The 21,551-nt window shown below is 66.2% G+C and carries 24 protein-coding genes and 1 pseudogene; 12 read left to right on the top strand and 13 right to left on the bottom strand.

What is annotated here, in order from left to right:
- Positions 1–97 precede the first annotated feature (97 nt).
- From EEB18_RS19375 to purB, 9 genes and pseudogenes are all read right to left on the bottom strand, one after another.
- A complete protein-coding gene (locus EEB18_RS19375; protein ID WP_187141446.1) occupies positions 98–1,438 on the bottom strand; it encodes a bifunctional folylpolyglutamate synthase/dihydrofolate synthase in 1,341 nt (446 codons plus the stop codon).
- Positions 1,439–1,547: 109 nt separating this feature from the next.
- Positions 1,548–2,399 (bottom strand): acetyl-CoA carboxylase, carboxyltransferase subunit beta, encoded by an 852-nt coding sequence (gene accD, locus EEB18_RS19370; protein ID WP_056351863.1) that lies wholly within the window; start codon positions 2,397–2,399, stop codon positions 1,548–1,550.
- Entirely contained in the window at positions 2,396–3,187 is a 792-nt protein-coding gene (gene trpA, locus EEB18_RS19365; protein ID WP_262408012.1) for a tryptophan synthase subunit alpha, read from the bottom strand. Before trpA ends, accD begins: the two co-directional genes overlap by 4 nt.
- Before the next feature lie 24 nt (positions 3,188–3,211).
- A pseudogene (locus tag EEB18_RS22855) lies at positions 3,212–3,472 on the bottom strand (DUF2293 domain-containing protein); the annotation flags it as partial.
- 7 nt (positions 3,473–3,479) lie between these two features.
- Positions 3,480–4,691 carry a tryptophan synthase subunit beta gene (gene trpB, locus EEB18_RS19360; RefSeq protein WP_187141444.1) on the bottom strand — a complete coding sequence of 404 codons (1,212 nt, stop codon included), beginning with the start codon at positions 4,689–4,691 and terminating at the stop codon, positions 3,480–3,482.
- On the bottom strand, positions 4,688–5,320 hold the full coding sequence (locus tag EEB18_RS19355) for a phosphoribosylanthranilate isomerase (protein ID WP_187141443.1): 633 nt from the start codon (positions 5,318–5,320) through the stop codon (positions 4,688–4,690). Before EEB18_RS19355 ends, trpB begins: the two co-directional genes overlap by 4 nt.
- Positions 5,321–5,435: 115 nt before the next feature.
- Positions 5,436–6,110 (bottom strand): orotidine-5'-phosphate decarboxylase, encoded by a 675-nt coding sequence (gene pyrF / locus EEB18_RS19350; protein ID WP_056351851.1) that lies wholly within the window; start codon positions 6,108–6,110, stop codon positions 5,436–5,438.
- A complete protein-coding gene (locus EEB18_RS19345; RefSeq protein WP_187141442.1) occupies positions 6,107–6,472 on the bottom strand; it encodes a lipopolysaccharide assembly protein LapA domain-containing protein in 366 nt (121 codons plus the stop codon). Before EEB18_RS19345 ends, pyrF begins: the two co-directional genes overlap by 4 nt.
- A gap of 235 nt (positions 6,473–6,707) precedes the next feature.
- Positions 6,708–8,021 carry an adenylosuccinate lyase gene (gene purB, locus EEB18_RS19340; RefSeq protein ID WP_187141441.1) on the bottom strand — a complete coding sequence of 438 codons (1,314 nt, stop codon included), beginning with the start codon at positions 8,019–8,021 and terminating at the stop codon, positions 6,708–6,710.
- 195 nt (positions 8,022–8,216) lie between these two features.
- On the opposite strand from purB, the gene EEB18_RS19335 reads away from it, so the two are divergent.
- The gene (locus tag EEB18_RS19335; protein ID WP_187141440.1) at positions 8,217–8,753 is read left to right on the top strand and encodes a calcium-binding protein; all 537 of its coding nucleotides are present in this window, start codon (positions 8,217–8,219) and stop codon (positions 8,751–8,753) included.
- A 61-nt stretch (positions 8,754–8,814) separates the two neighbouring features.
- On the opposite strand, the gene rnk is transcribed toward EEB18_RS19335, so the two are convergent.
- Entirely contained in the window at positions 8,815–9,231 is a 417-nt protein-coding gene (rnk, locus tag EEB18_RS19330; RefSeq protein WP_082545252.1) for a nucleoside diphosphate kinase regulator, read from the bottom strand.
- 232 nt (positions 9,232–9,463) lie between these two features.
- Positions 9,464–10,141 carry a RadC family protein gene (gene radC, locus EEB18_RS19325; protein WP_056351838.1) on the bottom strand — a complete coding sequence of 226 codons (678 nt, stop codon included), beginning with the start codon at positions 10,139–10,141 and terminating at the stop codon, positions 9,464–9,466.
- A gap of 156 nt (positions 10,142–10,297) precedes the next feature.
- Between radC and EEB18_RS19320 the strand changes: the two genes are divergently transcribed.
- The 8 genes from EEB18_RS19320 to EEB18_RS19285 all read left to right on the top strand — a co-directional run bounded on the left by EEB18_RS19320 (position 10,298) and on the right by EEB18_RS19285 (position 16,843).
- Positions 10,298–13,462: a YdbH domain-containing protein gene (locus tag EEB18_RS19320; protein ID WP_262408011.1), complete on the top strand. Its 3,165-nt coding sequence runs from the start codon at positions 10,298–10,300 to the stop codon at positions 13,460–13,462.
- Between the two features lie 86 nt (positions 13,463–13,548).
- A complete protein-coding gene (locus tag EEB18_RS22795; RefSeq protein ID WP_235535788.1) occupies positions 13,549–13,674 on the top strand; it encodes a YnbE family lipoprotein in 126 nt (41 codons plus the stop codon).
- A 12-nt stretch (positions 13,675–13,686) separates the two neighbouring features.
- Complete coding sequence (locus tag EEB18_RS19310) at positions 13,687–14,085, top strand: YdbL family protein (RefSeq protein WP_156377831.1); 399 nt, start codon at positions 13,687–13,689, stop codon at positions 14,083–14,085.
- Positions 14,086–14,317: 232 nt separating this feature from the next.
- On the top strand, positions 14,318–14,647 hold the full coding sequence (locus EEB18_RS19305; protein WP_056351833.1) for an AtpZ/AtpI family protein: 330 nt from the start codon (positions 14,318–14,320) through the stop codon (positions 14,645–14,647).
- 61 nt (positions 14,648–14,708) lie between these two features.
- Positions 14,709–15,461: a F0F1 ATP synthase subunit A gene (locus EEB18_RS19300; protein WP_056351830.1), complete on the top strand. Its 753-nt coding sequence runs from the start codon at positions 14,709–14,711 to the stop codon at positions 15,459–15,461.
- Between the two features lie 44 nt (positions 15,462–15,505).
- Positions 15,506–15,736, top strand: a complete 231-nt coding sequence (locus EEB18_RS19295; protein WP_037515205.1) for a F0F1 ATP synthase subunit C — start codon at positions 15,506–15,508, stop codon at positions 15,734–15,736.
- Between the two features lie 71 nt (positions 15,737–15,807).
- Positions 15,808–16,305, top strand: a complete 498-nt coding sequence (locus EEB18_RS19290) for an ATPase (protein WP_187141439.1) — start codon at positions 15,808–15,810, stop codon at positions 16,303–16,305.
- Complete coding sequence (locus EEB18_RS19285; protein ID WP_187141438.1) at positions 16,298–16,843, top strand: F0F1 ATP synthase subunit B; 546 nt, start codon at positions 16,298–16,300, stop codon at positions 16,841–16,843. Before EEB18_RS19290 ends, EEB18_RS19285 begins: the two co-directional genes overlap by 8 nt.
- Before the next feature lie 64 nt (positions 16,844–16,907).
- Here EEB18_RS19285 and EEB18_RS19280 read toward each other — a convergent pair whose 3' ends face one another.
- A complete protein-coding gene (locus tag EEB18_RS19280) occupies positions 16,908–17,552 on the bottom strand; it encodes a glutathione S-transferase family protein (protein WP_187141437.1) in 645 nt (214 codons plus the stop codon).
- Between the two features lie 11 nt (positions 17,553–17,563).
- On the bottom strand, positions 17,564–18,283 hold the full coding sequence (locus tag EEB18_RS19275) for an SDR family oxidoreductase (protein ID WP_187141436.1): 720 nt from the start codon (positions 18,281–18,283) through the stop codon (positions 17,564–17,566).
- An 83-nt stretch (positions 18,284–18,366) separates the two neighbouring features.
- Between EEB18_RS19275 and uvrC the strand changes: the two genes are divergently transcribed.
- The 3 genes from uvrC to recO are packed head-to-tail and all read left to right on the top strand — an operon-like array spanning position 18,367 to position 21,432.
- The gene (uvrC, locus tag EEB18_RS19270) at positions 18,367–20,301 is read left to right on the top strand and encodes an excinuclease ABC subunit UvrC (RefSeq protein WP_187141435.1); all 1,935 of its coding nucleotides are present in this window, start codon (positions 18,367–18,369) and stop codon (positions 20,299–20,301) included.
- 13 nt (positions 20,302–20,314) lie between these two features.
- Complete coding sequence (locus tag EEB18_RS19265; RefSeq protein WP_187141434.1) at positions 20,315–20,707, top strand: PaaI family thioesterase; 393 nt, start codon at positions 20,315–20,317, stop codon at positions 20,705–20,707.
- On the top strand, positions 20,695–21,432 hold the full coding sequence (recO, locus tag EEB18_RS19260; RefSeq protein WP_187141433.1) for a DNA repair protein RecO: 738 nt from the start codon (positions 20,695–20,697) through the stop codon (positions 21,430–21,432). Before EEB18_RS19265 ends, recO begins: the two co-directional genes overlap by 13 nt.
- The last annotated feature ends 119 nt before the right edge of the window (positions 21,433–21,551 follow it).

Here is a 21,551-nt window from a genome sequence, read left to right as displayed (position 1 = left end):
TTGTCTTTGATCCGGCGGCGAAAGAAGGAAGGCGGGTCCCGGGTCAAGCCGGGGATGACGATGAAATAGGCGTGTGCTCTCCACCCCAAACCGCCCCTCAAATCGGCACTTCACCATTGGCGCCCAGCACCACCCCCGCGAGGTACAGCGACCCGCACATCAGCACCTCGCCCGGCGGTCGGTGCGCCGCGATATGACACAGCGCCGCCACGACATCGGCGCAGGGCTGTGCGTCGATGATCCCCAGATCGCTCTGCACCCAATGACAGAGATCCTTGGGATCGTGATGCTCGTGTCCCGGGATCGGCACCGCCTGGAATGATGCGATGCGGTTGGCGAAGGGTCGCAGGAAGCCCGTCGCGTCCTTGTTGCTCAGCAGGCCGCAGACGATGTGGAGCGGCGCATGGTCCTCCAGCGCGCGCCCGAGCGCGTTGCCGGCGTCGGGATTGTGACCGCCGTCGAGCCAGACGGTTGTGCCGGCGGGTAGAAGGCGGGTGAGCGGGCCGTCGGCGAGCTTCTGCATCCGGCCCGGCCAGAAGGCGGTGGCGACGCCTTGCGCCACCGCGGCCTCGTCAGGGCGCGGATGCGGGGCGATGTTGAGCATCGCGATCGCGAGGCCTGCGTTGCGCTGCTGGTGCGCGCCGGCCATCCGCGTTTCGAGCAGGGCGGCGATCGAGCCGAATTTCGAGGTCCAGCGAAAGCCTTCGTCCTGTGTCTCGATGCTCCAGTCGCGCCCTTCGGAAAACAGCGAACCGCCAACGGCTTCGGCGCGATCCCCGATGATGCGCATAAGCGGTTCGGGATAAGCGAGCGTCGCGAGCGCCGCGCCGGGCTTGAAGATGCCGGCCTTTTCCCACGCGATGCGCACGGCGGGGTCGTCGGGGGTGCCCGCCTCGGGTGCCAGCAGGAACGCCTCATGGTCGATGCCGAGCGAGGCGATCCCGCACACCGCGGGCGCCGGGATGACATTCGTCGCATCGAGCCGCCCGCCGAGGCCGACCTCGATGATGCAGTCGTCGGCGGGGGTGCGCGCAAAGGCGAGGAAGGCGGCAGCGGTCGTGATCTCGAAGAAGCTCGCCTGCAGGTCGTGGGCGACGTCGAGCACTTCTTTGAGCAGCGACGCGAGATGGGCATCGTCGATCAGCGTTCCCGCGATCCGGATGCGCTCGTTGAAGCGCACGAGATGCGGGCTGGTGTAGCTGTGCACGCGGCGCCCCTGCGCTTCGAGGATCGCGCGGAGATAGGCGCAGGTCGAACCCTTGCCGTTGGTGCCCGCGACATGGAAAGTGCGCGGCAGGCGATCTTGCGGATCGCCGAGGCGTGCGCAAATCTCGGCGATGCGGTCGAGGCCGAGAATGTCGCGCCCCGGCGACAGCGCGGTCAGGCGGTCGAGCTGGGCCTGGACGGCGGGATCGGCGCTGTGCGCGTGGTCGGGCATGATCGTTGCTCTAAATCACTTCGTCATTGCGAGCGAAGCGAAGCAATCCAGGGCGGTTTATGCGACACTGGATTGCTTCGCTTCGCTCGCAATGACGATGTTGTGGTCGTCAGGCCGCCTTCTCGGGCGCCAGATAGCCGATCAACCGGCCCAGCGTTGCGGGCAATTCCTTGCGGTGCACCACCATGTCGATCATCCCGTGATCGAGCAGATATTCGGCGCGCTGGAACCCCTCGGGCAATTTTTCGCGGATCGTATTCTCGATCACGCGCTGGCCTGCAAAGCCGATGAGCGCCTTGGGTTCGCTGATCTGGACGTCGCCGAGCATCGCATAGCTCGCGGTGACCCCGCCGGTCGTCGGGTCGGTGAGCAGCACGATATAGGGCAGGCCGGCCCGGCGCAGCCGCGCGAGCGCGACGGTCGCGCGCGGCATCTGCATCAGCGACAGCGTGCCTTCCTGCATCCGCGCGCCGCCCGCGGCGGTGATCGCGATGTAGGGGGCACCGCGCCGCATCGATTCCTCGACCCCGGCGACAAAGGCTTCGCCCACCGCGACCCCCATTGAGCCGCCCATGAAGGCGAAATCCTGGACGCCGACCACCGCCGGGTGGCCCCCGATGCGGCCAAAGGCGTTCTGATAGGCGTCGCGGTCGCCGGTCGAGGCGCGCGCGGCCTTGATGCGATCGACATATTTCTTGGTGTCGCGGAACTTTAGCGGGTCCTCGGGCGCGGGCGGCGCGGCGAGGATTTCGTGCAGACCGCCGTCGAACAATTGCAGGAACCGCTCGCTGGCGCCGATGCGGTCGTGATGGTCGCAGCGCGGGCAGACGTTGAGATTGTCGGCCCATTCCTTGACGAACACCATCTGCTGGCACTCGCGGCATTTGTGCCAAAGATTGTCGGCGGTATCGCGCTTCGCCGCGAAGGGCAGGGCGTTGCGGACGCGTTCGAGCCAGCTCATGCGGCGATCTCCTTGGCGCTATGAATAGCATCGGCGAGGGTGCGGGTGAAGTCCTCGACATAAGGCGCGGCGGCGTCGCCATGCTCGGCGATGATGTCGATGAACGCCGAACCGACGACGACGCCGTCGGCGACCTTCGCGATTTGCGCCGCCTGGTCGGGGGTGCGGACGCCGAAGCCGACCGCGACGGGCAGGTCGGTGGCGGCTTTCAGCCGCGCGACCGCTTCGTCGATGCTCGCCTGCGCCGCCTGTTGCTGGCCGGTGATGCCCGCGACGCTGACATAATAGAGGAAGCCGCCCGCGCCATCCAGGACGGCGGGCAGGCGCGCGGGGTCGGTGGTCGGCGTCGCGAGGCGGATCAGGTCGACCCCGGCGGCGCGCAGCGCGGGGCCGAGTTCGGGGTCTTCCTCCGACGGGATGTCGACGCAGATGATCCCGTCGACCCCCGCTTTGGTGCATTCGGCGGCGAACCAGTCGGCGCCGCGCACCGTCATCGGATTGGCATAGCCCATCAGGACGAGCGGGGTGTCGGGATGGCGTGCACGGAAAGCTGTCGCTATCGCGAAGATATCGGCGGTGGTCGTCCCCTTGGCGAGACTGCGCAAATTCGCCGCCTGGATCGCGGGGCCGTCGGCCATCGGATCGGTGAAGGGCATGCCGAGTTCGATCACATCGGCCCCCCCCGCGACGAGCGCGTCGAGGTTCGCGGCGGTATCGCCGTCGCCCGCGGTGATGAACGCGACGAGCGCGGGGTGGGGCTTGGCGAAGGTGGCGGCGAAGCGGCTCATTACAACATTGGTCCAATCATGAAAGATATCGTCAACTTCCCCTTTGACCACCATGCGGGCTTCGCCCCGTGATAGCCGGTATTTTCGCATCAGGCCTTCATAGTCCGTGAGATGATGCCGAATATAGTTATGTGCAACAATACGGACCGCCTTCTTCGGCGAGATTTCGGCGGTCCAGTCTTCCGCAGCAACCCGACTATGGATGGACGTGCGATGCTCGTCGGGACAGCCGGCGAGGTGCTTCACAAGCGCGCGTCTGATTGTCGATTCCCGAAAACGGACCATCAGCCCCTCAAAGTTTCACCCCCAGCGCGTCGGCGACGGTGAAGATATCCTTGTCGCCGCGGCCCGAGCAATTGACGATGATGATCTTGTCCTTGCCCAGCGTCGGCGCAATACGTTCGGCGGCGGCGATGGCGTGGGCGCTTTCGAGCGCGGGGATGATGCCTTCGAGCTTGGTCAGCTTCTGGAAGCTCGCCAGCGCCTCGGCATCGGTCACGGGTTCGTAGCGGACGCGGCCGATGTCGTGGAGCCAGCTATGCTCGGGGCCGATGCCCGGATAATCGAGCCCCGCCGAGATGCTGTGCGCCTCGGTGATCTGGCCGTCTTCGTCCTGGAGCAGATAGGTCTTGTTGCCGTGCAGGATGCCCGGCCGCCCGCCGGCAAGGCTCGCGGCATGCTTGCCGTCCAGCCCTTCGCCCGCCGCTTCGACGCCGACGATCTCGACGCCGTCGTCATCCAGAAACGGATGGAACAGCCCGATCGCGTTCGATCCGCCGCCGACGGGGGCGATGAGCATGTCGGGCAGGCGGCCCTCGGCTTCGAGGATCTGCGCGCGCGCCTCGTCGCCGATCACCGACTGGAAGTCGCGGACAAGTTCGGGGTAGGGGTGCGGCCCGGCGACGGTGCCGATGATGTAGAAGGTGTCGTGGACGTTCGCGACCCAGTGGCGCAGCGCCTCGTTCATCGCATCCTTGAGCGTTTTTGCGCCGCTCTCGACCGCGACCACCTCGGCGCCGAGCAGCTTCATGCGGAACACGTTCGGCTGCTGCCGCGCGACGTCGACCGCGCCCATGAAGATTGTGCAGGGCAGGCCGAACAGCGCCGCGACGGTTGCGGTCGCGACGCCATGCTGGCCGGCGCCGGTCTCGGCGATGATCTTTTGCTTGCCCATCCTTTTCGCGAGCAGGATCTGGCCGATGCAATTGTTGATCTTGTGCGCGCCGGTGTGGTTGAGGTCCTCGCGCTTGAGGTAAATCTTCGCCCCGCCGAGGTGATCGGTCAGCCGCTGCGCGAGCCACAAGGGGCTGGGGCGGCCGACATAATTTTTCAGCAGATCGTCGAATTCGGCCTTGAACGCCGGGTCGGCCTGCGCCGCGCGATATTCGCGCTCGAGGTCGAGGATCAGCGGCATCAGCGTTTCGGCGACGTAGCGCCCGCCGAATTGGCCGAAATGGCCGCGCTCGTCGGGGCCGGTGCGAAGGCTGTTGGGTGCGTGTGTCATCGGCCCGCCGCTTTAAGGAAAGCCGCGATCTTGTCCATATCCTTGACGCCCGGCGCGCTCTCGACACCCGACGAGACGTCGACGAGCGGCGCGTTGGTCGCGGCGATCGCTTCGGCGACGTTGACGGGCGTGAGGCCGCCGGCAATGCCCCAGTCGATGCTGTGCCGATGCCCGACGAGCAGCGACCAGTCGAAGCGCGTGCCGGTCCCGCCCGGCATCGCCTGCGCGGGGGCATCGAAGAGCAGCCGGTCGACGACGCCCTCATATTGCAGCGAGCGCGTCAGCGTCCCCGCATCCTTCAGCCCGACCGCCTTCCACGCCTCGGTCTTGGTGTTCGTCTTGACCGCGTTGATCCACTCGGGGGTCTCGTTGCCGTGGAACTGGAGGATGTCAGGCCGCACCGCGCTCCATGCGGCGCCGGTGAGTTGCGGCCCCGCGTTGACGAGCAGGAGTGCGACCTTGACGCCGCCCGCGGCGGCCTGCTTGCGCAACTCGGCCGCGGTGTCGAGATCGACGTAGCGCGGGCTGGGTTCGTAATGATTGAGACCGATGTGCGTGGCGCCGTGACGGATGGCGGCCTCGACCTCTTCGGACGTCTTGAGGCCGCAGATTTTGACGAGTGGAGGCATGGCTACCGGATGATCCAATGTCCGTTCGTGTCGAGCGAAGTCGAGACACGTCTGGCGCTGTGTTGGCGTGTCTCGACTTCGCTCGACACGAACGGGAAAGGGAGTGCGTGCAGGCCTAAAGCGTTGCCTCGATCTCGCGCGCTGCCAGGTCGGGGTCGGGCGACTGGCTGATCGGGCGGCCGACCACCAGGATCGACGCGCCGTCGGCCATCGCCTGCGCCGGGGTGACGATCCGCTTCTGGTCACCGGCGCTGCCGTTCGCGGGGCGGACGCCGGGGACGACGAAATAGCCGCCTGGCCAGGTGTTGCGCGCGATCTTCACTTCCTGACCCGAACAGACGATGCCGTCGAGGCCCGATTCGCGCGCGAGTTTGGTCAGGCGGACGACCTGGTCGTGCGGGGTGCCGCCGACGCCGATATCTTCGAGATCGGGGGCGTCGAGGCTGGTCAGCACCGTGACCGCCACAACCTTGGTGTTCGTCCCGGCGGACGCCTTCGCCTCTTCGAGCATCGCACGGCCGCCCGCCGCGTGGACGGTGATGATCGCGGGTTCGAGCGGGCGCAGCGCCTGAATCGCCTTGGCGACGGTATTCGGGATGTCGTGGAGCTTGAGATCGAGGAAGATCGGCAGGCCGATCTTGGCCATTTCATGCACGCCATGATGGCCGTTGGCGCAGAAGAATTCGAGCCCGAGTTTCAGCCCGCCGACATGGTGCCGCACCTTCTGCGCCAGCGTCTGTGCGACGTCGAGGTGGGTGGTATCGATCGCGAGATAGAGCGGCGAGGTCATGGCTTGTCCGTGGGAAAGAGGTCGGTCGAGGTGGCGGTCGGGGGAACGTCGTTCACCGGCGTCGCGGCAAGCGGCGCCGCCGCCGCCGGGACATCGGCGGGGCGGTTCGCCATCGCGCGCAGGTCGGCGAGCTGGCGCTCGCTATGGTCGAGGCGGCGCTTGAGCGACCAGCGCGCGGCGCGCAGCGCGATCCACAGCGGGACGCTGCCGATCAGGAACGAGACGAGGATCAGCACCGGCAGTTTGGTGTCGAGCACCTGACCCGGCCAGATGGTCACGGTGACGGGAATCCAGTTCGCCATCGAGAAGATCACCAGTACGGCGGTGAGCAACACCCAGATGATCGTCCGGACAATTCCCATGCGGCTGCTCCTGTTTCTTGGCGACGTGACGGAAGCCTAGGCGAGTTTGACGCGGGTTTCCAGAGGGGGGCGTGCCTTTGATCCTCCCTGCCGCGAAGCGGTGGGGAGGGGAACCGTTCGCGAAGCGAATGGTGGAGGGGCCGAAAGCTTGCACGGCGCCTGACGGCGTCGGCCCCTCCGTCAGCCCCGCGGGCTGCCACCTCCCCATCGTTACGCGACAGGGAGGATTGAGCCGTTACTCCCCGAACACCCGCGCGAAGATCGTGTCGACATGCTTGAGGTGGTAACCGAGGTCGAACAGCGCGGTCAGTTCGCCGGCCGACAGTTTCGCGGTGACGTCGGCGTCGGCCTTGAGCAGGTCGAGCAGTGACAGCGCGCCGTCGCTTTCCCACACCTTCATCGCGTTGCGCTGGACGAGGACATAGCTTTCCTCGCGGCTTGCCCCCGCCTGTGTCAGCGCGAGCAGGACGCGCTGCGAATGGACGAGGCCGCCCATGCGGTCGAGATTCTTCTGCATCCGTTCGGGATAGACGAGCAATTTGTCGACCACGCCGGTCAGGCGGCCCAATGCGAAGTCGAGGGTGATCGTCGCGTCGGGACCGATGAAGCGCTCGACCGACGAATGGCTGATGTCGCGTTCGTGCCACAGCGCGACATTTTCGAGCGCCGGGACGACCGCGCTGCGCACCATGCGCGCAAGGCCGGTGAGATTCTCGGTCAGGATCGGGTTGCGCTTGTGCGGCATCGCCGACGAACCCTTCTGGCCCGGCGAGAAATATTCCTCGGCTTCCAGCACTTCGGTCCGCTGCAGGTGGCGGACTTCGGTCGCGAGCCGCTCGATCGATCCGGCGATGACGCCCAGCGTCGCGAAGAACATCGCATGGCGGTCGCGCGGGATGACCTGGGTCGAGACGGGTTCGACCGACAGGCCGAGCTTGGCCGCGACATGTTCCTCGACGCGCGGGTCGATGTTGGCGAAGGTGCCGACGGCGCCCGAAATGGCGCAGGTCGCGATGTCGGCGCGCGCCGCGATCAGGCGCGTCTTGCAGCGGTCGAATTCGGCATAGGCCTGCGCGAGCTTCAATCCGAAGGTCACCGGTTCGGCGTGGATGCCATGGCTGCGGCCGATCGTCGGGGTCATTTTATGTTCGCGGGCGCGGCGTTCGATCGCCGCAAGCAAGGCGTCGAGATCGGCGAGCAACAGGTCGGCGGCCTGGCTGAGTTGGACCGCGAGACAGGTGTCGAGCACGTCGCTCGACGTCATGCCCTGGTGCATGAAGCGCGCCTGATCGCCGACATTTTCGGCTACCCACGTCAGGAAGGCGATGACGTCATGCTTGGTGACCGCCTCGATCGCGTCGATCGCGGGCACGTCGATGACGGGATTCGTCGCCCACCATTCCCACAGCGCTTTGGCGGCATCCTGGGGTACGACACCCAATTCGGCGAGCGCGTCGGTGGCGTGCGCCTCGATCTCGAACCAGATGCGGAACCGGTTTTCGGCCGACCAGATGGCGGTCATTTCGGGCCGGGCGTAACGCGGAACCATGGTTTTTCCTTCCTTTAGGATCAATTTATCGCGGAATCGGCGCGGAATCGCGACAGGGCGCGCCCTAGCAGGGACGGGCCGCCCCGCCAATCGCCACCGAAATGCAACTTACGCTTTTGGCGCGCGGTTGACCCTATGCCCCTTCAGGACAGCGGCGCGCAAGGCGAAGCGTCGCACCACAACAGGAGAAATATCATGTTGAAAACCATGCTTTTGATTGGCGCCGCCGCGATCAGTTTCCCCGCGCTGGCGCAGGATCAGCCCGCCGATCCGACCGCACCGCCGGCCCAGACCGACAGCGCGCCGCCGGCAAGCCAGCCGTCGGAACCCGCGACCGAGGCGACGCAGCCCGCACCGGCTCCCGAAGCCGCACAGCCGGCGCCGGCCCCCGATGCTTCGACAACCCCGCCGGCGAGCCAGCCCGCTCCCCCGGCTGGCGAAGCAACTACCGCGCAGTCCGCGCCGAGCGGCAGCGCCGCAACCCCGGCCCAGGTCGCCCAGATCGTCGACAAGGAGTTCCCCACCTATGACGCCGATTCGAGTGCCGAGCTCAGCGAGGTCGAATTCGCCGGCTGGATGAAGAAGCTACGCAGCGCGAGCGAGCCGACGGTCGATGTCGAATCGGCCGAGGTTCAGACCTGGATTGGTCAGGCCTGGGGTGCTGCCGATGCCGACAAGAACGGCACCGTCAGCAAGGAAGAACTGACCGCGTTCCTGTCGCGCGGCGCGTAAGCGCCCCTGACTGGGTGGTGAAGCCGTCGGAGCGATCCGGCGGCTTCATCGCGTCTGGCCTTCATTCGGACGGCTGTTTCACCGCGATGATCGTCAACCGATGTTCCTGTCCGCCGCGGTCGGGCCACATGATCGACTGGCCGGTACGCAGGCCGATGAGTCCTGCCCCGACCGGCGTCAGGATCGACACGCGTCCCGCCGCGATGTCGGCAAAGGCGGGGTAGACGAGTTCGACCGTGCGCTGGGTCCCGGTCTTTTCATCGGTGAAGGTCACCTCGGACCCCATGGTCACGACATTGGCGGCAATCTTGTCGCGGCTGCAGATCGACGCACGGTCGATCTCGCCGAGCAGCATTTCATAAATGCGGTTCAGTTCGTGCTGCTTGTGCAGCGCGAGTTCGGTCAGCCGGTCGGCTTCGACGTCGATCATGTGGATCGCCGGACGCGCGGCGCGCGATTTGGTTTTGGTCTGGGTCATGGTGCGGACTTTCCGGATAAGGGCAGGCGCACGCAATCGTTCGCGCACGCGATCAAATTTTGTCGGAAATTTGCCCCGGGCTCGGGGCGAACGCGCCGGAACCCGGGGCTAGATGCCCGCGAGAAGTTGACCCCCGTGGAAACGGAAGCGGAGAAGGCCGCGTCGAATCTGCATAAAGGGATGATGTCCTGTGTGGCGGGGGAAGTCAAATCGCGGGTCTTCAGTCAGGATCCTAGAGCAATCCCATCGCGCGCATGCTGCGATAATCGGACCCGCCGATGATGATATGGTCGTGGAGGGTGATGCTCAGCTTCGCCGCCGCTGCCGCGATATCGCGGGTGATCGCAATATCCTGGCGGCTCGGTTCGGGGCTGCCGCTGGGATGATTATGGACGAGGATGATCGCCGCGGCGCCAAGCTCAAGCGCGCGCTTGACGACTTCGCGTGTGTAGATGGCGGACTGGTCGATTGATCCTTCGCTGACCAGTTCGTCGCGAATCAGCATGTTGCGCGTGTTGAGATAGAGGACGCGGACGCGTTCGATATCGAGCGGCCCCATGTCGGCACGCAGATAATCGAGCAGGGCATCCCAGCTGGAGAGCAGCGGCCGTTCGGCGAATTCGCCCCTGAGCATGCGCAGGCCGGTTGCCTGGACGACCTTGAGTGCCGCGATCGCGCCGTCGCCGAGCCCGTCGACACGGCGCAGCGCATCGGGGTCGGCGGCGATCAGCTGTGCCAGCGAGCCGAACTCGCGGAGCAGCGCCTTGGCGAGCGGCTTGGTGTCGCGGCGCGGGATGGCGAGGGCGAGCAGATATTCGACGAGCTCGTAATCGGCGAGCGCCTCGCCGCCGGTATCGAGCAGCCGCGCGCGCAGCCGCGCGCGATGTCCCGTATGATCGGCGTCCCCCATGGATCCGGAATAGCAGCTTGTGGGGCGCACTCAACGGCCATAAGGTTTGTCGCATATGGCAACGTCCTGTCTTTTGCAGCCAATTGCGCCATTTCGGCGTTATCTTTCAGCAAAGGGCGGACCCGCCGGGGCGCATGAGGATCGAATAAAGGCGCCATGACCGACTCCGTCGAAACCGCCAGAATGGTCAGGCAGCGTCGCCGCATCAAGAAGCGCTGGCTGACCGGCGCGGCGCTCGCGGTGCTTGTCGGCGGGCTGTGGCTGGCGCGCGAGCCGATCGCCGACCGCTTCGTGCGCGAACAGCTCGATTCGCTGGGCGTACCCGCGACTTACGACATCGAAGAGATCGGTTTTCGTACCGAGCGCATTTCCAATGTCGTCATCGGCGACCCCAAACGCCCCGACCTGACCGCGAAGGTCGTCGAAATCTCGCTCGGTTACGGTTGGAGCGGGCCTTATGTTTCGACGATCACCGCCGACGGCGTGCGGCTGTACGGGCGGTTCGCGGACGGACGGCTGTCGCTGGGAGCGCTCGACAAGTTTCGCGATCCCACGAGCACCGATCCCTTTGCGCTGCCTGACCTGTCGGCGGTGCTGACCGACGCGCGGGCGCGGGTCGAGACGCCATGGGGCAATGTCGGCGCGACGCTGAACGGGCGCGGGCATCTGCAGCGCGATTTTTCGGGGACGCTCGCGCTGGTGGCCCCGACGATCGATGCGGGCGGATGCCGGGGGGATGCGATCAGTTTTTACGGCCCCTTGACGGTGCGTGACCTGAAACCGCGTCTGAAAGGACCGCTGCGCGGGCGCGAAGTGCGCTGCGCCGAGGAAAGCGTCATCGCGCGCGCGCCGCAGGTCGCGCTCGACGTGACGCTGGGCGCCGACATGCTGAGTTGGGAGGGCAAGGCCGATGCGGCGCTGGTATCGCTTATCGCGGGTCCGGCGCGTGCCGAACGGGTGGCGCTGCTCGCCGGGTTCAAGGGCAATGCCGACCGAACCGCGCTGACCCTCGACGGCGAGGCGCAGCGGTTGAGCGGACCCGAATTCGCCGCGAGCCGCGTCGACATCGACGCGACCGGCGAGGTCGGCAAAGCGGCACCCAAGCTTAAGGGCAGCATCGGCTTCGCGCGCGCTTCGGCCAGCGCCGGGCTGCGCCAGCGCATCGCCGCGAGTGCGAATGGACTGGCCGGCAGTCCGGTCGGACCGCTGGGCTCCAAGGCCAGCGGGGCACTGGCGCGGATGCTGGGCGACATCGGCGGCAAGGCCGATTTTGCGCTGGCGGGCGAGGGCAAGACCGCACGTATCGAACTGATCGGGCTCGATCTGGTCGGCGAAAGCGGCGCGCGGCTGACGGGAGGCGCCGACAGCCGGATCGGCTATCTGTTCGCGGCCGCCGCGCCAGCTTTCGTCGTGCAGGGCCAATGGGCGTTCGGCGGTGGCGGACTGCCCGAAGGCACACTCGATCTCGACCGCCGCGCCGACGGCACGCTGTCCGGCCTGGCGCGGATTGAGCCCTATGTCGCCGAGGGTTCGCGGCTGGCGCTGGCGCCGGTGCGCTTCTCTGGCGGGGCAGGCGGGATGATGCGCTTTGCAACGGTGGCCGAACTCACCGGCCCGCTCGCGGGCGGACGCGTGGAGCGATTGCGCGTGCCGATCGACGGGGTGCTGGCGCCGACCGGGGCGCTGGCGCTGAGCGGTGGTTGCACGCGGATCGCCGCCGACCGCATCGACGTCAGCGGCTTCCGGCTCGCCGGGCCGGCGGTCGACTTGTGCAGCCGCGCGGGGCAGCCTCTGCTCGCGGCGGGTCCCGACGGGCTGCGCGGACAGATCCGCATGCCGCGGCTGGCGCTGCGCGGGACGAGCGGGACCTCGCCCTTCTCGCTGGCGTCGGGGGCGGGCGAGTTCGACCTGGCGACGATGCGCTGGTCGCTGGCGGGCGCCGACGTCCGTCTGGGCGAAGGCGATGGCGTCACCCGGTTCAGCGCCGAACGGATCACCGGCGCCGCGACGCCGAAGGGACTCGCGGGCGACCTCGTCGGCGCGGCGGGCAGGATCGGCGCGGTGCCGCTCGACATGAGCGAGATCGGCGGGCGCTGGACCTGGACCGGCGGCGTGCTCGGGCTCGACGGATCGATCGTCGTCACCGACGCGCTGCCCGAATCCGACGCGCGCTTCTTCCCGCTGATCAGTACCAACGCCGCGCTGCGCTTCGCCGATGGCCGGATCAACGCGACCGCGGGCTTCGCCGAACGGCGGAGCGGCGCGCATGTGCTCGACACCGTGATTCGGCACGAACTCGGCAGTGGAACCGGATTTGCCGATCTGAAGGTTCCCGAATTGCGCTTTGGCGACACTTTTCAGCCGGACCAGCTCACCCGTCTTGCGCTCGGCGTCGTCGCCAATGTGCAGGGATCGGTGGTCGGCGATGGCCGGATCGACTGGTCGCCCGCCGGGGTGACGAGCCGCGGCACCTTTGCGACCGCGAACAGCAATCTCGCCGCCGCCTTTGGTCCGGTCACCGGCGCGACGACGACGCTGACCTTCGACGACCTGATCGGTCTCCATTCGGCGCCGAACCAGAAGGTCCGGCTCGCCGAGCTCAATCCGGGAATTCCGGTGAAGGACGGCGAGATCGAATATCAGCTGCTCGGTGACAATCGGGTACGAATTCAAGGCGGCAGCTGGCCCTTTGCCGGCGGCACGCTCGAGCTGCATCCGACGACGCTCAATTTCAACGCCGACCAGCCGCGACGGCTGACCTTCGATCTCGTCGGGGTCGATGCCGCGATCTTCCTCCAGAATTTCGGGTTTGAAAATATCAACGCGACGGGCAAGTTCGACGGCACCCTGCCGGTCGAGTTCGACGGACTCGGCGGACGGATCGTCGGCGGCCGCATCGACGCGCGCGATGGCGGCGGAACGCTGGCCTATGTCGGCGAGCTGACCAACCACGACCTTGGCGTGATGGCCAATTTTGCCTTCGGCGCGCTGCGCAGCCTCAAATATGACGACCTCACCATCATCCTCAACGGCGACCTCGACGGCGAGATGGTCACCGACATCCGCTTCGGCGGCATCGGGCAGGGCGAAGGCGCGACGCAGAACTTCATCACGCGCCAGGTCGCCAAGCTGCCCCTCGTCTTCAACATCAAGATTCAGGCGCCGTTCCGCCAGTTGATCACATCGGCCAAGGGCTTTTATGATCCGACCGTCTATATCGAACAGAATCTGCCGGCGCTGATGCAGGCGCAGGAAGACGCCAAAGCCGCCGCCGCGAAAAATTCGACCGTTCAGCCTCCAGCAAGCGAGCCCGTGCAATGAAGAGAACAAGAAGTGAAGCGAGGAGGCGGGCCGGGATCGGTCGGTGTCTTGCGGTAACGATCGGCGCGGCGGCCCTCACCGGCTGCGTGCAGATCGAAACCCCCGACAAGCCGATCGAGATCAACCTGAATATCAACATCAAGCAGGAAATCGTGTACCGGCTTGATGGAGATGCCAAAAAGCTGATCGAACAGAATAGCTCGATATTCTGACAGGGAAAAAATATGATGACGAAGATTTGGAAACCCACCGGAATTGCGATGGCCGCCTTGGCCGCGACCGCCGCCGTGGCGCTGATGGTGCCCGCGGCGATGGCGCAGCGCGACCCCGCTTATGAGGCCGCCCGTTCGGCAGGGCAGGTCGGCGAGCAACCCGACGGCTATCTCGGCTATGCCTCGACCCCGACCCCGGCGGTCCGCGCGATCGTCGACGACATCAATATCAAGCGCAAGGCCGCCTACACCAGCGGGGCCCCGGCAGGCAGCACGGTCGAACAGTTCGCCTTCGTCACCGGTTGCAATTTGATCGCCAAGACCAAGCCGGGCGAGAAATATATGGCGCCCGACAAGAGCTGGAAGACCCGCGACGCCGGCGCGCCGGTTCGCGATTCGCGCTGCCCCTGATTTTTCGGAACGACAAGGGCGCCTGCGGGCGTCACATGCCGCCGCGCCCCTAAACGCGGCGGCATTTTTGTGCGCCCGCCCGGCGCCATTTTTGTGCAGTTGCGCACAAGCATTGACTTAATGGGGCGTCATTCCTAAACGGACCGCGCCTTAGGGGTCCCCCGATTTTTCGGGCCTTTTTTCGCAGGCGGAACCGGAGCTTTCCGGCGCTGTTTCAGGAGGATGGCGGGAAATGACGGGGAACGGCAGCGATCCGGAACCAGCTTCGGAGGATTCGCGCCTGGTCTCGCTCGAAGAGCGATTGGACCGGGCCGAAGCCGCAGAAGCAAAACGGAACGCGGTGAACGCCGGACCGGAGACCGATGCCAATTACAAGCTCGGTAACCGCGTATTGGCGGAATTGCTGGGCGGCATCGGTGGCGGCGCGTTGGTCGGTTGGACGATCGATCATTTTGCCGGCACTGCGCCCTGGGGTCTGTTGGTGGTGCTGTTCCTCGGAGTGGCGGTCGCCTTCAGAAACATATTTCGAATTGCCAATATTCGGCCGACAAAGCCGGATTGAAGCTGGTTTGACTGGGATTTAGGCGAGGTATCGCGTGGCGGATCAAGGTAAAGTGGACCCGATGCACCAGTTCGAGGTGCAGAAGATGTTCGACATGTTCCATGTCGGGGGTCACGAGGTCGCTTTCACGACGAGTGCGATGTGGATGATCGTCGCCGGCCTGCTTTTGTGGGTGTTCATGATCGGCGGCATGAAGCGTCAGCTCGTCCCCGGTCGCTGGCAGGTCGCGGTCGAGGGTTTCACCGGCTTCATCTCCAGCATGATGAACGCGAATATCGGCCCCGAAGGCCGCAAATATACGCCCTATGTCTTCTCGCTCTTCATGTTCATCCTGATGCTCAACCTCATCGGCCTCGCGCCGCTCGGGCTGTTCGGCGTCCATCCCTTCACCGTGACGAGCCATTTCACGATCACCGGTTTCCTCGCGATCCTCAGCTTCGCGATCGTGCTGATCGTCGGTTTCTGGCGCCACGGCCTGCATTTCTTCTCGCTCTTCGTCCCGCACGGCACGCCCTGGTGGCTGCTGTGGCTGATCCCGGTGATCGAACTCGTGTCGTTCATGGTCCGCCCGTTCAGCCTCGCGCTGCGACTGTTCGTCGCGATGACCGCCGGTCACGTGCTGATGAAGGTGTTCGCTTCGTTCATCATCGATGGTCTGGCCGCGAGCCCGGCGATCGGCATCGGCGTCGGCATCCCCAGCATGGCGCTGATGGTCGGCATCAGCGGGCTCGAGCTGCTGGTCGCGGGTATCCAAGCCTATGTTTTCGCGTTGCTCACGTCGCTCTATCTGAACGACGCGATCAACCTGCACTGATTTTTCAACCGTTTAACTAACGTTTTTCCCAAGGAGTTTATACAATGGACGTTCAAGCAGCTTCGCTCATCGGTGCCGGTCTGGCCGCCATCGGCGCCGGTATGGCCGCCATCGGTGTGGGCAATGTGTTCGGCAGCTTCCTCGAAAGCGCGCTTCGCAATCCGGCAGCTGCCGACGGCCAGCAGGGCCGCCTGTTCATCGGCTTCGCGGCTGCCGAACTTCTCGGCCTGCTGTCGTTCCTGATCGCGATCCTGCTGTACCTCAAGGCAGCCTGATTTCGTCGGCGGGGCGGGCGTTTCGGCGCCCGCCCCGCGACCGCTTTCCTCTTTGTTCGTTGAGATAGTCCATGCCTCAGATCAGCCAATTCGCTGAAAACTGGTATGCCGCATCGCAGATTTTCTGGGTGCTGCTGACCTTCGGCTTCGTTTTCCTTGTCATCGGCCGCGGCATGCTGCCGAAGATCGAGGCGACGGTGGACGCGCGCGACCGCAAGGTCGCCGACGATCTCGCGGCGGCAAAGGCGGCGCATGCCGCCGCCGACAACCTCGAGGAAAGCTACCGCCAGCAAAGCGACGCGAGCCGCGCCGCCGCGCAAAAGGCGGTGGCTGACGCCAAGGACAAGGCCGTGAAGGACGCCGAAAAGCGTCTCGCCAAGGTCGATGCCGAACTGGCGGACAAGCTGGGTGCGGCCGAAGCCGATATTTCGGCGGCGCGCACCTCGGCGATGGCCGAGATCGAATCGGTTGCGGCCGAGGCGGCGAGCGACCTGGTCGCCAAGCTGTCGGGTGTGAAGATCGGCGCGGCGGATGCCAAGTCGGCGGTGAAGGCGGTGCTCCATGGCTAATCTGGCTCTGATCCTGTCCGAAGCCGCGGGCGAGACGCATGTCGAACCGGCATCGTTCGGTTTCATCGACGCGACCGTCTGGGTTTCGATCGCGATGGCGCTCTTCATCGCCATCCTGCTGTGGAAAAAGGTGCCGGCGCTGGTCGCGGGCATGCTCGACAACAAGATTGCCGAGATTTCAAAGCAGCTCAAGGAAGCCGAACAGCTTCGCCTCGATGCCGAAGCGCTGAAGGCCGAATATGAAGCCAAGCTCGCCGACGCCGCCAAGGAAGCCGACCAGATGCGCATCCGCGCCGAGGCCGAGGCCGAAACGCTGGTGACCAAGGCCAAGGCCGACGCCACCGCGCTGATCGCGCGCCGCAAGCAGATGGCCGAAGACCGCATCGCCGCCGCCGAAGCCGGCGCCCTCGCCGAGGTTCGCGCCGCGACCGCGAAAGCCGCGACCGACGCCGCGGCGAAGCTGATCGCCGACAAGCATGACGCCGGTGCCGACAAGGCGCTGGTCGACCAGGCCATCGCAGGCGTCGCCAAGGGCTGAGCCCGGGCGACAGTGCCGACAACAAGGCGCCCGCGGATTTCCGCGGGCGTTTTGTTTTGGGGTGCTAGGGGATGGTGAGCCCCGCGACCCATGCCTTGGTGGCGGGACAGGCGTCCATCGCGCGGGCGTAGCTTTCCCGCGCCGTGGTGCGGGCGATGTAAGCGCGTTCGGTGTCGCCGAGGACGTAGCCGATCGTGCGCTGGGCGAACTGCAGCGCGTAGGTCACCGAGATGTCGGCGGCGGTGAAGCGGTCACCCGCGATGTAAGGCGTCTTCGCCAATTGGCGGCTGACGAGGCCGAGGCGGCTTTCGAAGATGTCGCGCGCCCATTTTGTCGTCCAGTTCGCCTGCTCGGCCTCGGGGGCGAGGATGATGGTGGCGACGATCGCGTTGATCGGCCCGGCAAGCCCGGCCTCGCCCATGTGCAGGAACTGCAGATAGGTTGCGAAGTCGGTGTCGGTCGGTGCGGGTGCGAGCGGGCTCGGGCCGTGGCGCGCGAGCAGATATTCGAGGATCGCGATCGATTCGACGAGCACCGTGTCGCCGTCGACGATCGCCGGGATGAAACCGGCGGGGTTGATCGCGAGGAATTCGGTGTCCTTCTCCAAGCCGCTAAGCAGATCGACCGGGCGCATGCGATAGGGCAGGCCCAGTTCCTCGAGCAGCCAGGCGACGCGGAAGCCGCGGCCTTCGCCATAGAGGGTGATCATCGCGTCCTCCTTCAGAACCCGATCATGATCCGCCGGGCGAGGGCGGGGGAGATGCTGTGGAGGGTCTGCAACAGCTTCACCATGCCGGCGTTGACCTCGCGCTTGTTCGACCGGATGCCGGCGACGATTTCGGCGGCGCAGTCGTGCGCGCTCATCTTTTTACCGCTGCGGCCCGCGGTCATATTGGTCTCGACCACCGGGGGGAGCGCCTCGATGACATGGACGTTGCTGTCCTTGAGCAGGTGGCGGATCGCCTGCGTATAGCTGCGCAGCCCGGCCTTGGTGGCGCAATAGATCGATCCGCCGGCGCGCGGCGCGATGGCGAGGCCCGAGGTGACGTTGACGATCGCGGCCTCGGGCTGGGCGCGCAGCACCGGCAGCAGCCGGGTGCACAGCGCGATCGGCGCGTCGAGATTGGTGCGGATGCAGTGCGCGGCGCTGTCGAGCGTGGCCGGCTCGTCGAGTTCATAGTCGCTGCCGACCCCGGCGTTGTTGACGAGGATCGCGAGCGGCTTGCCCGCGACGCCGTCGACCACCGCATCGACGCCCGCCGCGGTCGACAGGTCACCCGCGATGGTGCCGAAGCCGAGCGCGGCCATGGCCTGCAACTTGTCGGGCGACCGGCCCGTGACGATGACGTCGGCGCCTGATCCCTGCAGTTGCAGCGCGATCTCGCGCCCGATGCCGTCGCTGCCGCCGGTTACCAGCGCCAATTTGCCGCGTATCTCCATCCGACCCCTCCGATGTCAATTTGCCTGTCACTTTACCTGTCACACTATGGCGGGTCGCATCGTCCTCGCCTACATGCAAAATCATGGCCCGCCCGAACGCTCCCGACCGATTCAACGAAGAGAAGGCGACCTATGTGATGCGCGGCGGCGACGGGGAGGGCGACCAGCCCGACCTCGAGCGCGGCGCCGAGGCGATCCGCAATGTCGTGAAGAAGCTGCCGACGCGGCCCGGGGTGTATCGCATGCTCGATGCGCGCGGCGATGTGCTTTACGTCGGCAAGGCACGCGCGCTGAAGAACCGGGTGACCAATTATACGCAGGTCGCGCGGCTGCCGCAGCGGTTGCAGCGCATGGTGTCGCAGACGCGCGCGATGGAGATCGTCACGACGACGAGCGAGGCCGAGGCGCTGTTGCTCGAGGCGCAGCTGATCAAGCGCTATCGCCCGCCGTACAATGTGCTGCTGCGCGACGATAAAAGCTTTCCCTTCATCCTGTTGCGCATGGATCACAAATTTCCGCGGGTGCAGAAGCATCGCGGCGCGCGGCGCGCCAAGGGGCGCTATTACGGCCCGTTCGCCAGCGCGGGGTCGGTGAACCAGACGCTCAACGCGTTGCAGAAGACGTTCCTGCTGCGCAGTTGCACCGACAGCTTTTTCTCCAATCGGTCGCGGCCGTGCCTGCTCTATCAGATCAAGCGGTGCAGCGCGCCGTGCGTCGGTCGTATCTCGACCGAGGATTATGCGCAGCTCGTCGGAGATGCGCAGGATTTCCTCGAAGGGCGGTCGATCGCAGTCCAGAAAAGGCTCGGCGATGCGATGACGCAGGCCGCCGAGGCGATGGATTTCGAGACGGCGGCGATCGTGCGCGACCGGCTGAAGGCGCTGACCTTCATCCAGGGCAGCCAGTCGGTCCACGCCGACGGGCTGGGCGATGCCGATGTGTTCGCGCTGGCGGCGAAGGGCGGGCAGCTCTGCATCGCCGGCTTCTTCATCCGCGGCGGGCAGAATTGGGGGCATCGCAGCTTTTTCCCCGCGCATGTGTCGGGGGTTCCCGAAGCCGAGGTGATGGCGAGCTTCCTGATGCAATTTTACGAAGGCGTGCCGCCGCCGAAGCTGATTCTCGTCGACCGCGAGCCTGAGGAATGCGCTTTGGTCGCCGAGGCGCTGGGCGAACTCGCCGAACGCAAGATCGAGATCAGCGTGCCGCAGCGCGGCAACCGGCGGCGGTTGCTGGAGCAGGCGGTGCGAAACGCGGGCGAGGAACTCGACCGGCGGCTCGCCGAGAGCAGTTCGCAGGCGAAGCTGGGGCGCGAGCTGGCCGACCTGTTCGACCTCGACAATCCGCCGCAGCGGATCGAAATCTACGACAACAGCCATATCCAGGGCACCAATGCGCTGGGCGCGATGGTCGTCGCGGGGCCCGAGGGCTGGATCAAGGGCGCCTATCGCAAGTTCAACATCAAGCGTGCCGAGACCCAGCCGGGCGACGATTTCGCGATGATGGCGGAGGTGTTCCAGCGCCGCTTCGCGCGCGCGATCGAGGAAGACCCCGAGCGCACCAAGGGCGAATGGCCCGACCTGGTGCTGATCGACGGCGGCAAGGGGCAGGTATCGGCGGCGGGCGCGGTGCTGGCCGAACTGGGAATCGACGATCTCCCTTACATTGGCGTCGCCAAGGGGCCGGACCGCAATGCCGGGCGCGAGACCTTCTATTACCCCGATGGACGCGAATTCACGCTGCCGCCGAACAATGCGGTGCTGTTCTATATCCAGCGGTTGCGCGACGAGGCGCACCGCTTCGCGATCGGCGCGCATCGGGCGAAGCGGGCGAAAGCGATGGGAAGCTCGCCGCTCGACGAGGTGCCGGGGATCGGTCCAGCGCGCAAGAAGGCGCTGCTGATGCATTTCGGCACCGCGCGCGCTGTGCGCGGCGCGAGCCTCGAGGATTTGCAGAAAGCGCCGGGCGTTAGCGCGGCGGTGGCGCAGGCGGTGCATGATTTCTACCACGCGGGACGGTGAGGAGAGCGGGACGATGGATTTTGGCGCGATGATGCCGCTGGCGGGGACGCTCGGGGTGACGATCCACGAAGGGACTAAGGAGCGCGTCGCGGGCAAGCTGCCGGTGCGGGCGGAGATCTGCACCGCTGGGAACATTGTCCATGGTGGCGCGATCATGGCGTTCGCCGATTGCCTTGGCGCGGTCGGCGCTTTCCTGACGCTGCCCGAGGGCGCCACGGGCACGACGACGATCGAGAGCAAGACCAATTTCCTCGGTGGCGGGCCGGTCGGGTCGGTGCTGATCGGCGAAGCGACCCCGGTGAAGGTCGGCAAGCGCGTGTCGGTGTGGCAGACGCGCATTCGGACCGAGGAAGGCGCCGATGTCGCGCTGGTGACGCAGACGCAGCTGGTGCTTTGGCCAGCCTGAGCGCCGAAGCCATCGTTTGCGCGGTGCGCGCGCATGGCGAGCATGGCGCGATATTGCGCGCGCTAACGCGTGAGGCCGGGCTGGTCGCGGGCTATGTGCGCGGCGGGCGGTCGCGGCGGTTGCGCCCGATATTGATGCCGGGCAATCTGGTCGCGCTCGAACTGCGGGCGCGGACCGAGGAGCAGTTGGCGGGGGCGACGGCCGAATTGCTGGCGAGCCGCGCGCCGTTGCTGGCCGAACCGCTGCCGTCGGCGGCGATCGACTGGGTGACGAGCCTGACTGCGGCGATCCTGCCCGAGAGCCAGCCTTACCCGGCGCTTTTCGATGCGCTGTCGGGGTTGCTCGATGCGATCGGGGTGGCGCCTTCGGCGCGGCTATGGGCGGCGGCGCTGGCGCGGTATGAGCTGTTGCTGCTCGCCGAGCTGGGGTTCGGGCTCGATCTCGACGAATGCGTGGTGACGGGGTCACGGAATGGTCTGGCATTTGTCAGTCCGAAGTCGGGCGGCGCGGTGTGTGTCGAGGCGGCGGTCGGGTATGAGGAGCGGTTGCTTCGCCTTCCGGCGTTCCTGCGAGGCGCAGGCGCGGTCGAGGCGATGGGCGATGTGCTAGACGGGCTGGCGATCACCGGGCATTTCCTCGACCGCGACCTGCTGGAGGGGCGCAACCGCGAACTGCTCGGCGTACGCGCGCGGCTGATCGACCGGCTCGGCAGGGCAGTTGCATAGCCCATTCGCCATGCCGGGCTTGACCTGGCACCCGCCGTTTCCTCCTCAAGACAAGGCAGGCCCCGGATCAAGTCCGGGATAAGGAACAAGAAGGCCCGGCGGTGCTCCGCCAACGCGAC

The organism is Sphingopyxis sp. OPL5 (assembly GCF_003797775.2).
GTDB lineage: Bacteria > Pseudomonadota > Alphaproteobacteria > Sphingomonadales > Sphingomonadaceae > Sphingopyxis.
The sequence above is the reverse complement of the archived record's forward strand: the minus strand, read 5'-3'. Positions and strand labels throughout refer to the sequence as shown.

Coding starts and splice junctions, on each gene's coding strand:
- EEB18_RS19300 (WP_056351830.1), top strand. CDS start 14,709: ATGCACCAGTTCGAGGTGCAGAAGATGTTCGACATGTTCCATGTCGGG.
- EEB18_RS19265 (WP_187141434.1), top strand. CDS start 20,315: ATGGATTTTGGCGCGATGATGCCGCTGGCGGGGACGCTCGGGGTGACG.
- uvrC (WP_187141435.1), top strand. CDS start 18,367: ATGGCCCGCCCGAACGCTCCCGACCGATTCAACGAAGAGAAGGCGACC.
- radC (WP_056351838.1), bottom strand. CDS start 10,141: ATGGGGGACGCCGATCATACGGGACATCGCGCGCGGCTGCGCGCGCGG.
- EEB18_RS19345 (WP_187141442.1), bottom strand. CDS start 6,472: ATGGGAATTGTCCGGACGATCATCTGGGTGTTGCTCACCGCCGTACTG.
- accD (WP_056351863.1), bottom strand. CDS start 2,399: ATGAGCTGGCTCGAACGCGTCCGCAACGCCCTGCCCTTCGCGGCGAAG.
- pyrF (WP_056351851.1), bottom strand. CDS start 6,110: ATGACCTCGCCGCTCTATCTCGCGATCGATACCACCCACCTCGACGTC.
- purB (WP_187141441.1), bottom strand. CDS start 8,021: ATGGTTCCGCGTTACGCCCGGCCCGAAATGACCGCCATCTGGTCGGCC.
- EEB18_RS19275 (WP_187141436.1), bottom strand. CDS start 18,283: ATGGAGATACGCGGCAAATTGGCGCTGGTAACCGGCGGCAGCGACGGC.
- trpA (WP_262408012.1), bottom strand. CDS start 3,187: ATGAGCCGCTTCGCCGCCACCTTCGCCAAGCCCCACCCCGCGCTCGTC.
- rnk (WP_082545252.1), bottom strand. CDS start 9,231: ATGACCCAGACCAAAACCAAATCGCGCGCCGCGCGTCCGGCGATCCAC.
- EEB18_RS19375 (WP_187141446.1), bottom strand. CDS start 1,438: ATGCCCGACCACGCGCACAGCGCCGATCCCGCCGTCCAGGCCCAGCTC.
- EEB18_RS19305 (WP_056351833.1), top strand. CDS start 14,318: ATGACGGGGAACGGCAGCGATCCGGAACCAGCTTCGGAGGATTCGCGC.
- EEB18_RS19320 (WP_262408011.1), top strand. CDS start 10,298: ATGACCGACTCCGTCGAAACCGCCAGAATGGTCAGGCAGCGTCGCCGC.
- trpB (WP_187141444.1), bottom strand. CDS start 4,691: ATGACACACGCACCCAACAGCCTTCGCACCGGCCCCGACGAGCGCGGC.
- EEB18_RS19290 (WP_187141439.1), top strand. CDS start 15,808: ATGCCTCAGATCAGCCAATTCGCTGAAAACTGGTATGCCGCATCGCAG.
- EEB18_RS19295 (WP_037515205.1), top strand. CDS start 15,506: ATGGACGTTCAAGCAGCTTCGCTCATCGGTGCCGGTCTGGCCGCCATC.
- EEB18_RS19280 (WP_187141437.1), bottom strand. CDS start 17,552: ATGATCACCCTCTATGGCGAAGGCCGCGGCTTCCGCGTCGCCTGGCTG.
- EEB18_RS19310 (WP_156377831.1), top strand. CDS start 13,687: ATGATGACGAAGATTTGGAAACCCACCGGAATTGCGATGGCCGCCTTG.
- EEB18_RS19335 (WP_187141440.1), top strand. CDS start 8,217: ATGTTGAAAACCATGCTTTTGATTGGCGCCGCCGCGATCAGTTTCCCC.
- EEB18_RS19285 (WP_187141438.1), top strand. CDS start 16,298: ATGGCTAATCTGGCTCTGATCCTGTCCGAAGCCGCGGGCGAGACGCAT.
- EEB18_RS19355 (WP_187141443.1), bottom strand. CDS start 5,320: ATGCCTCCACTCGTCAAAATCTGCGGCCTCAAGACGTCCGAAGAGGTC.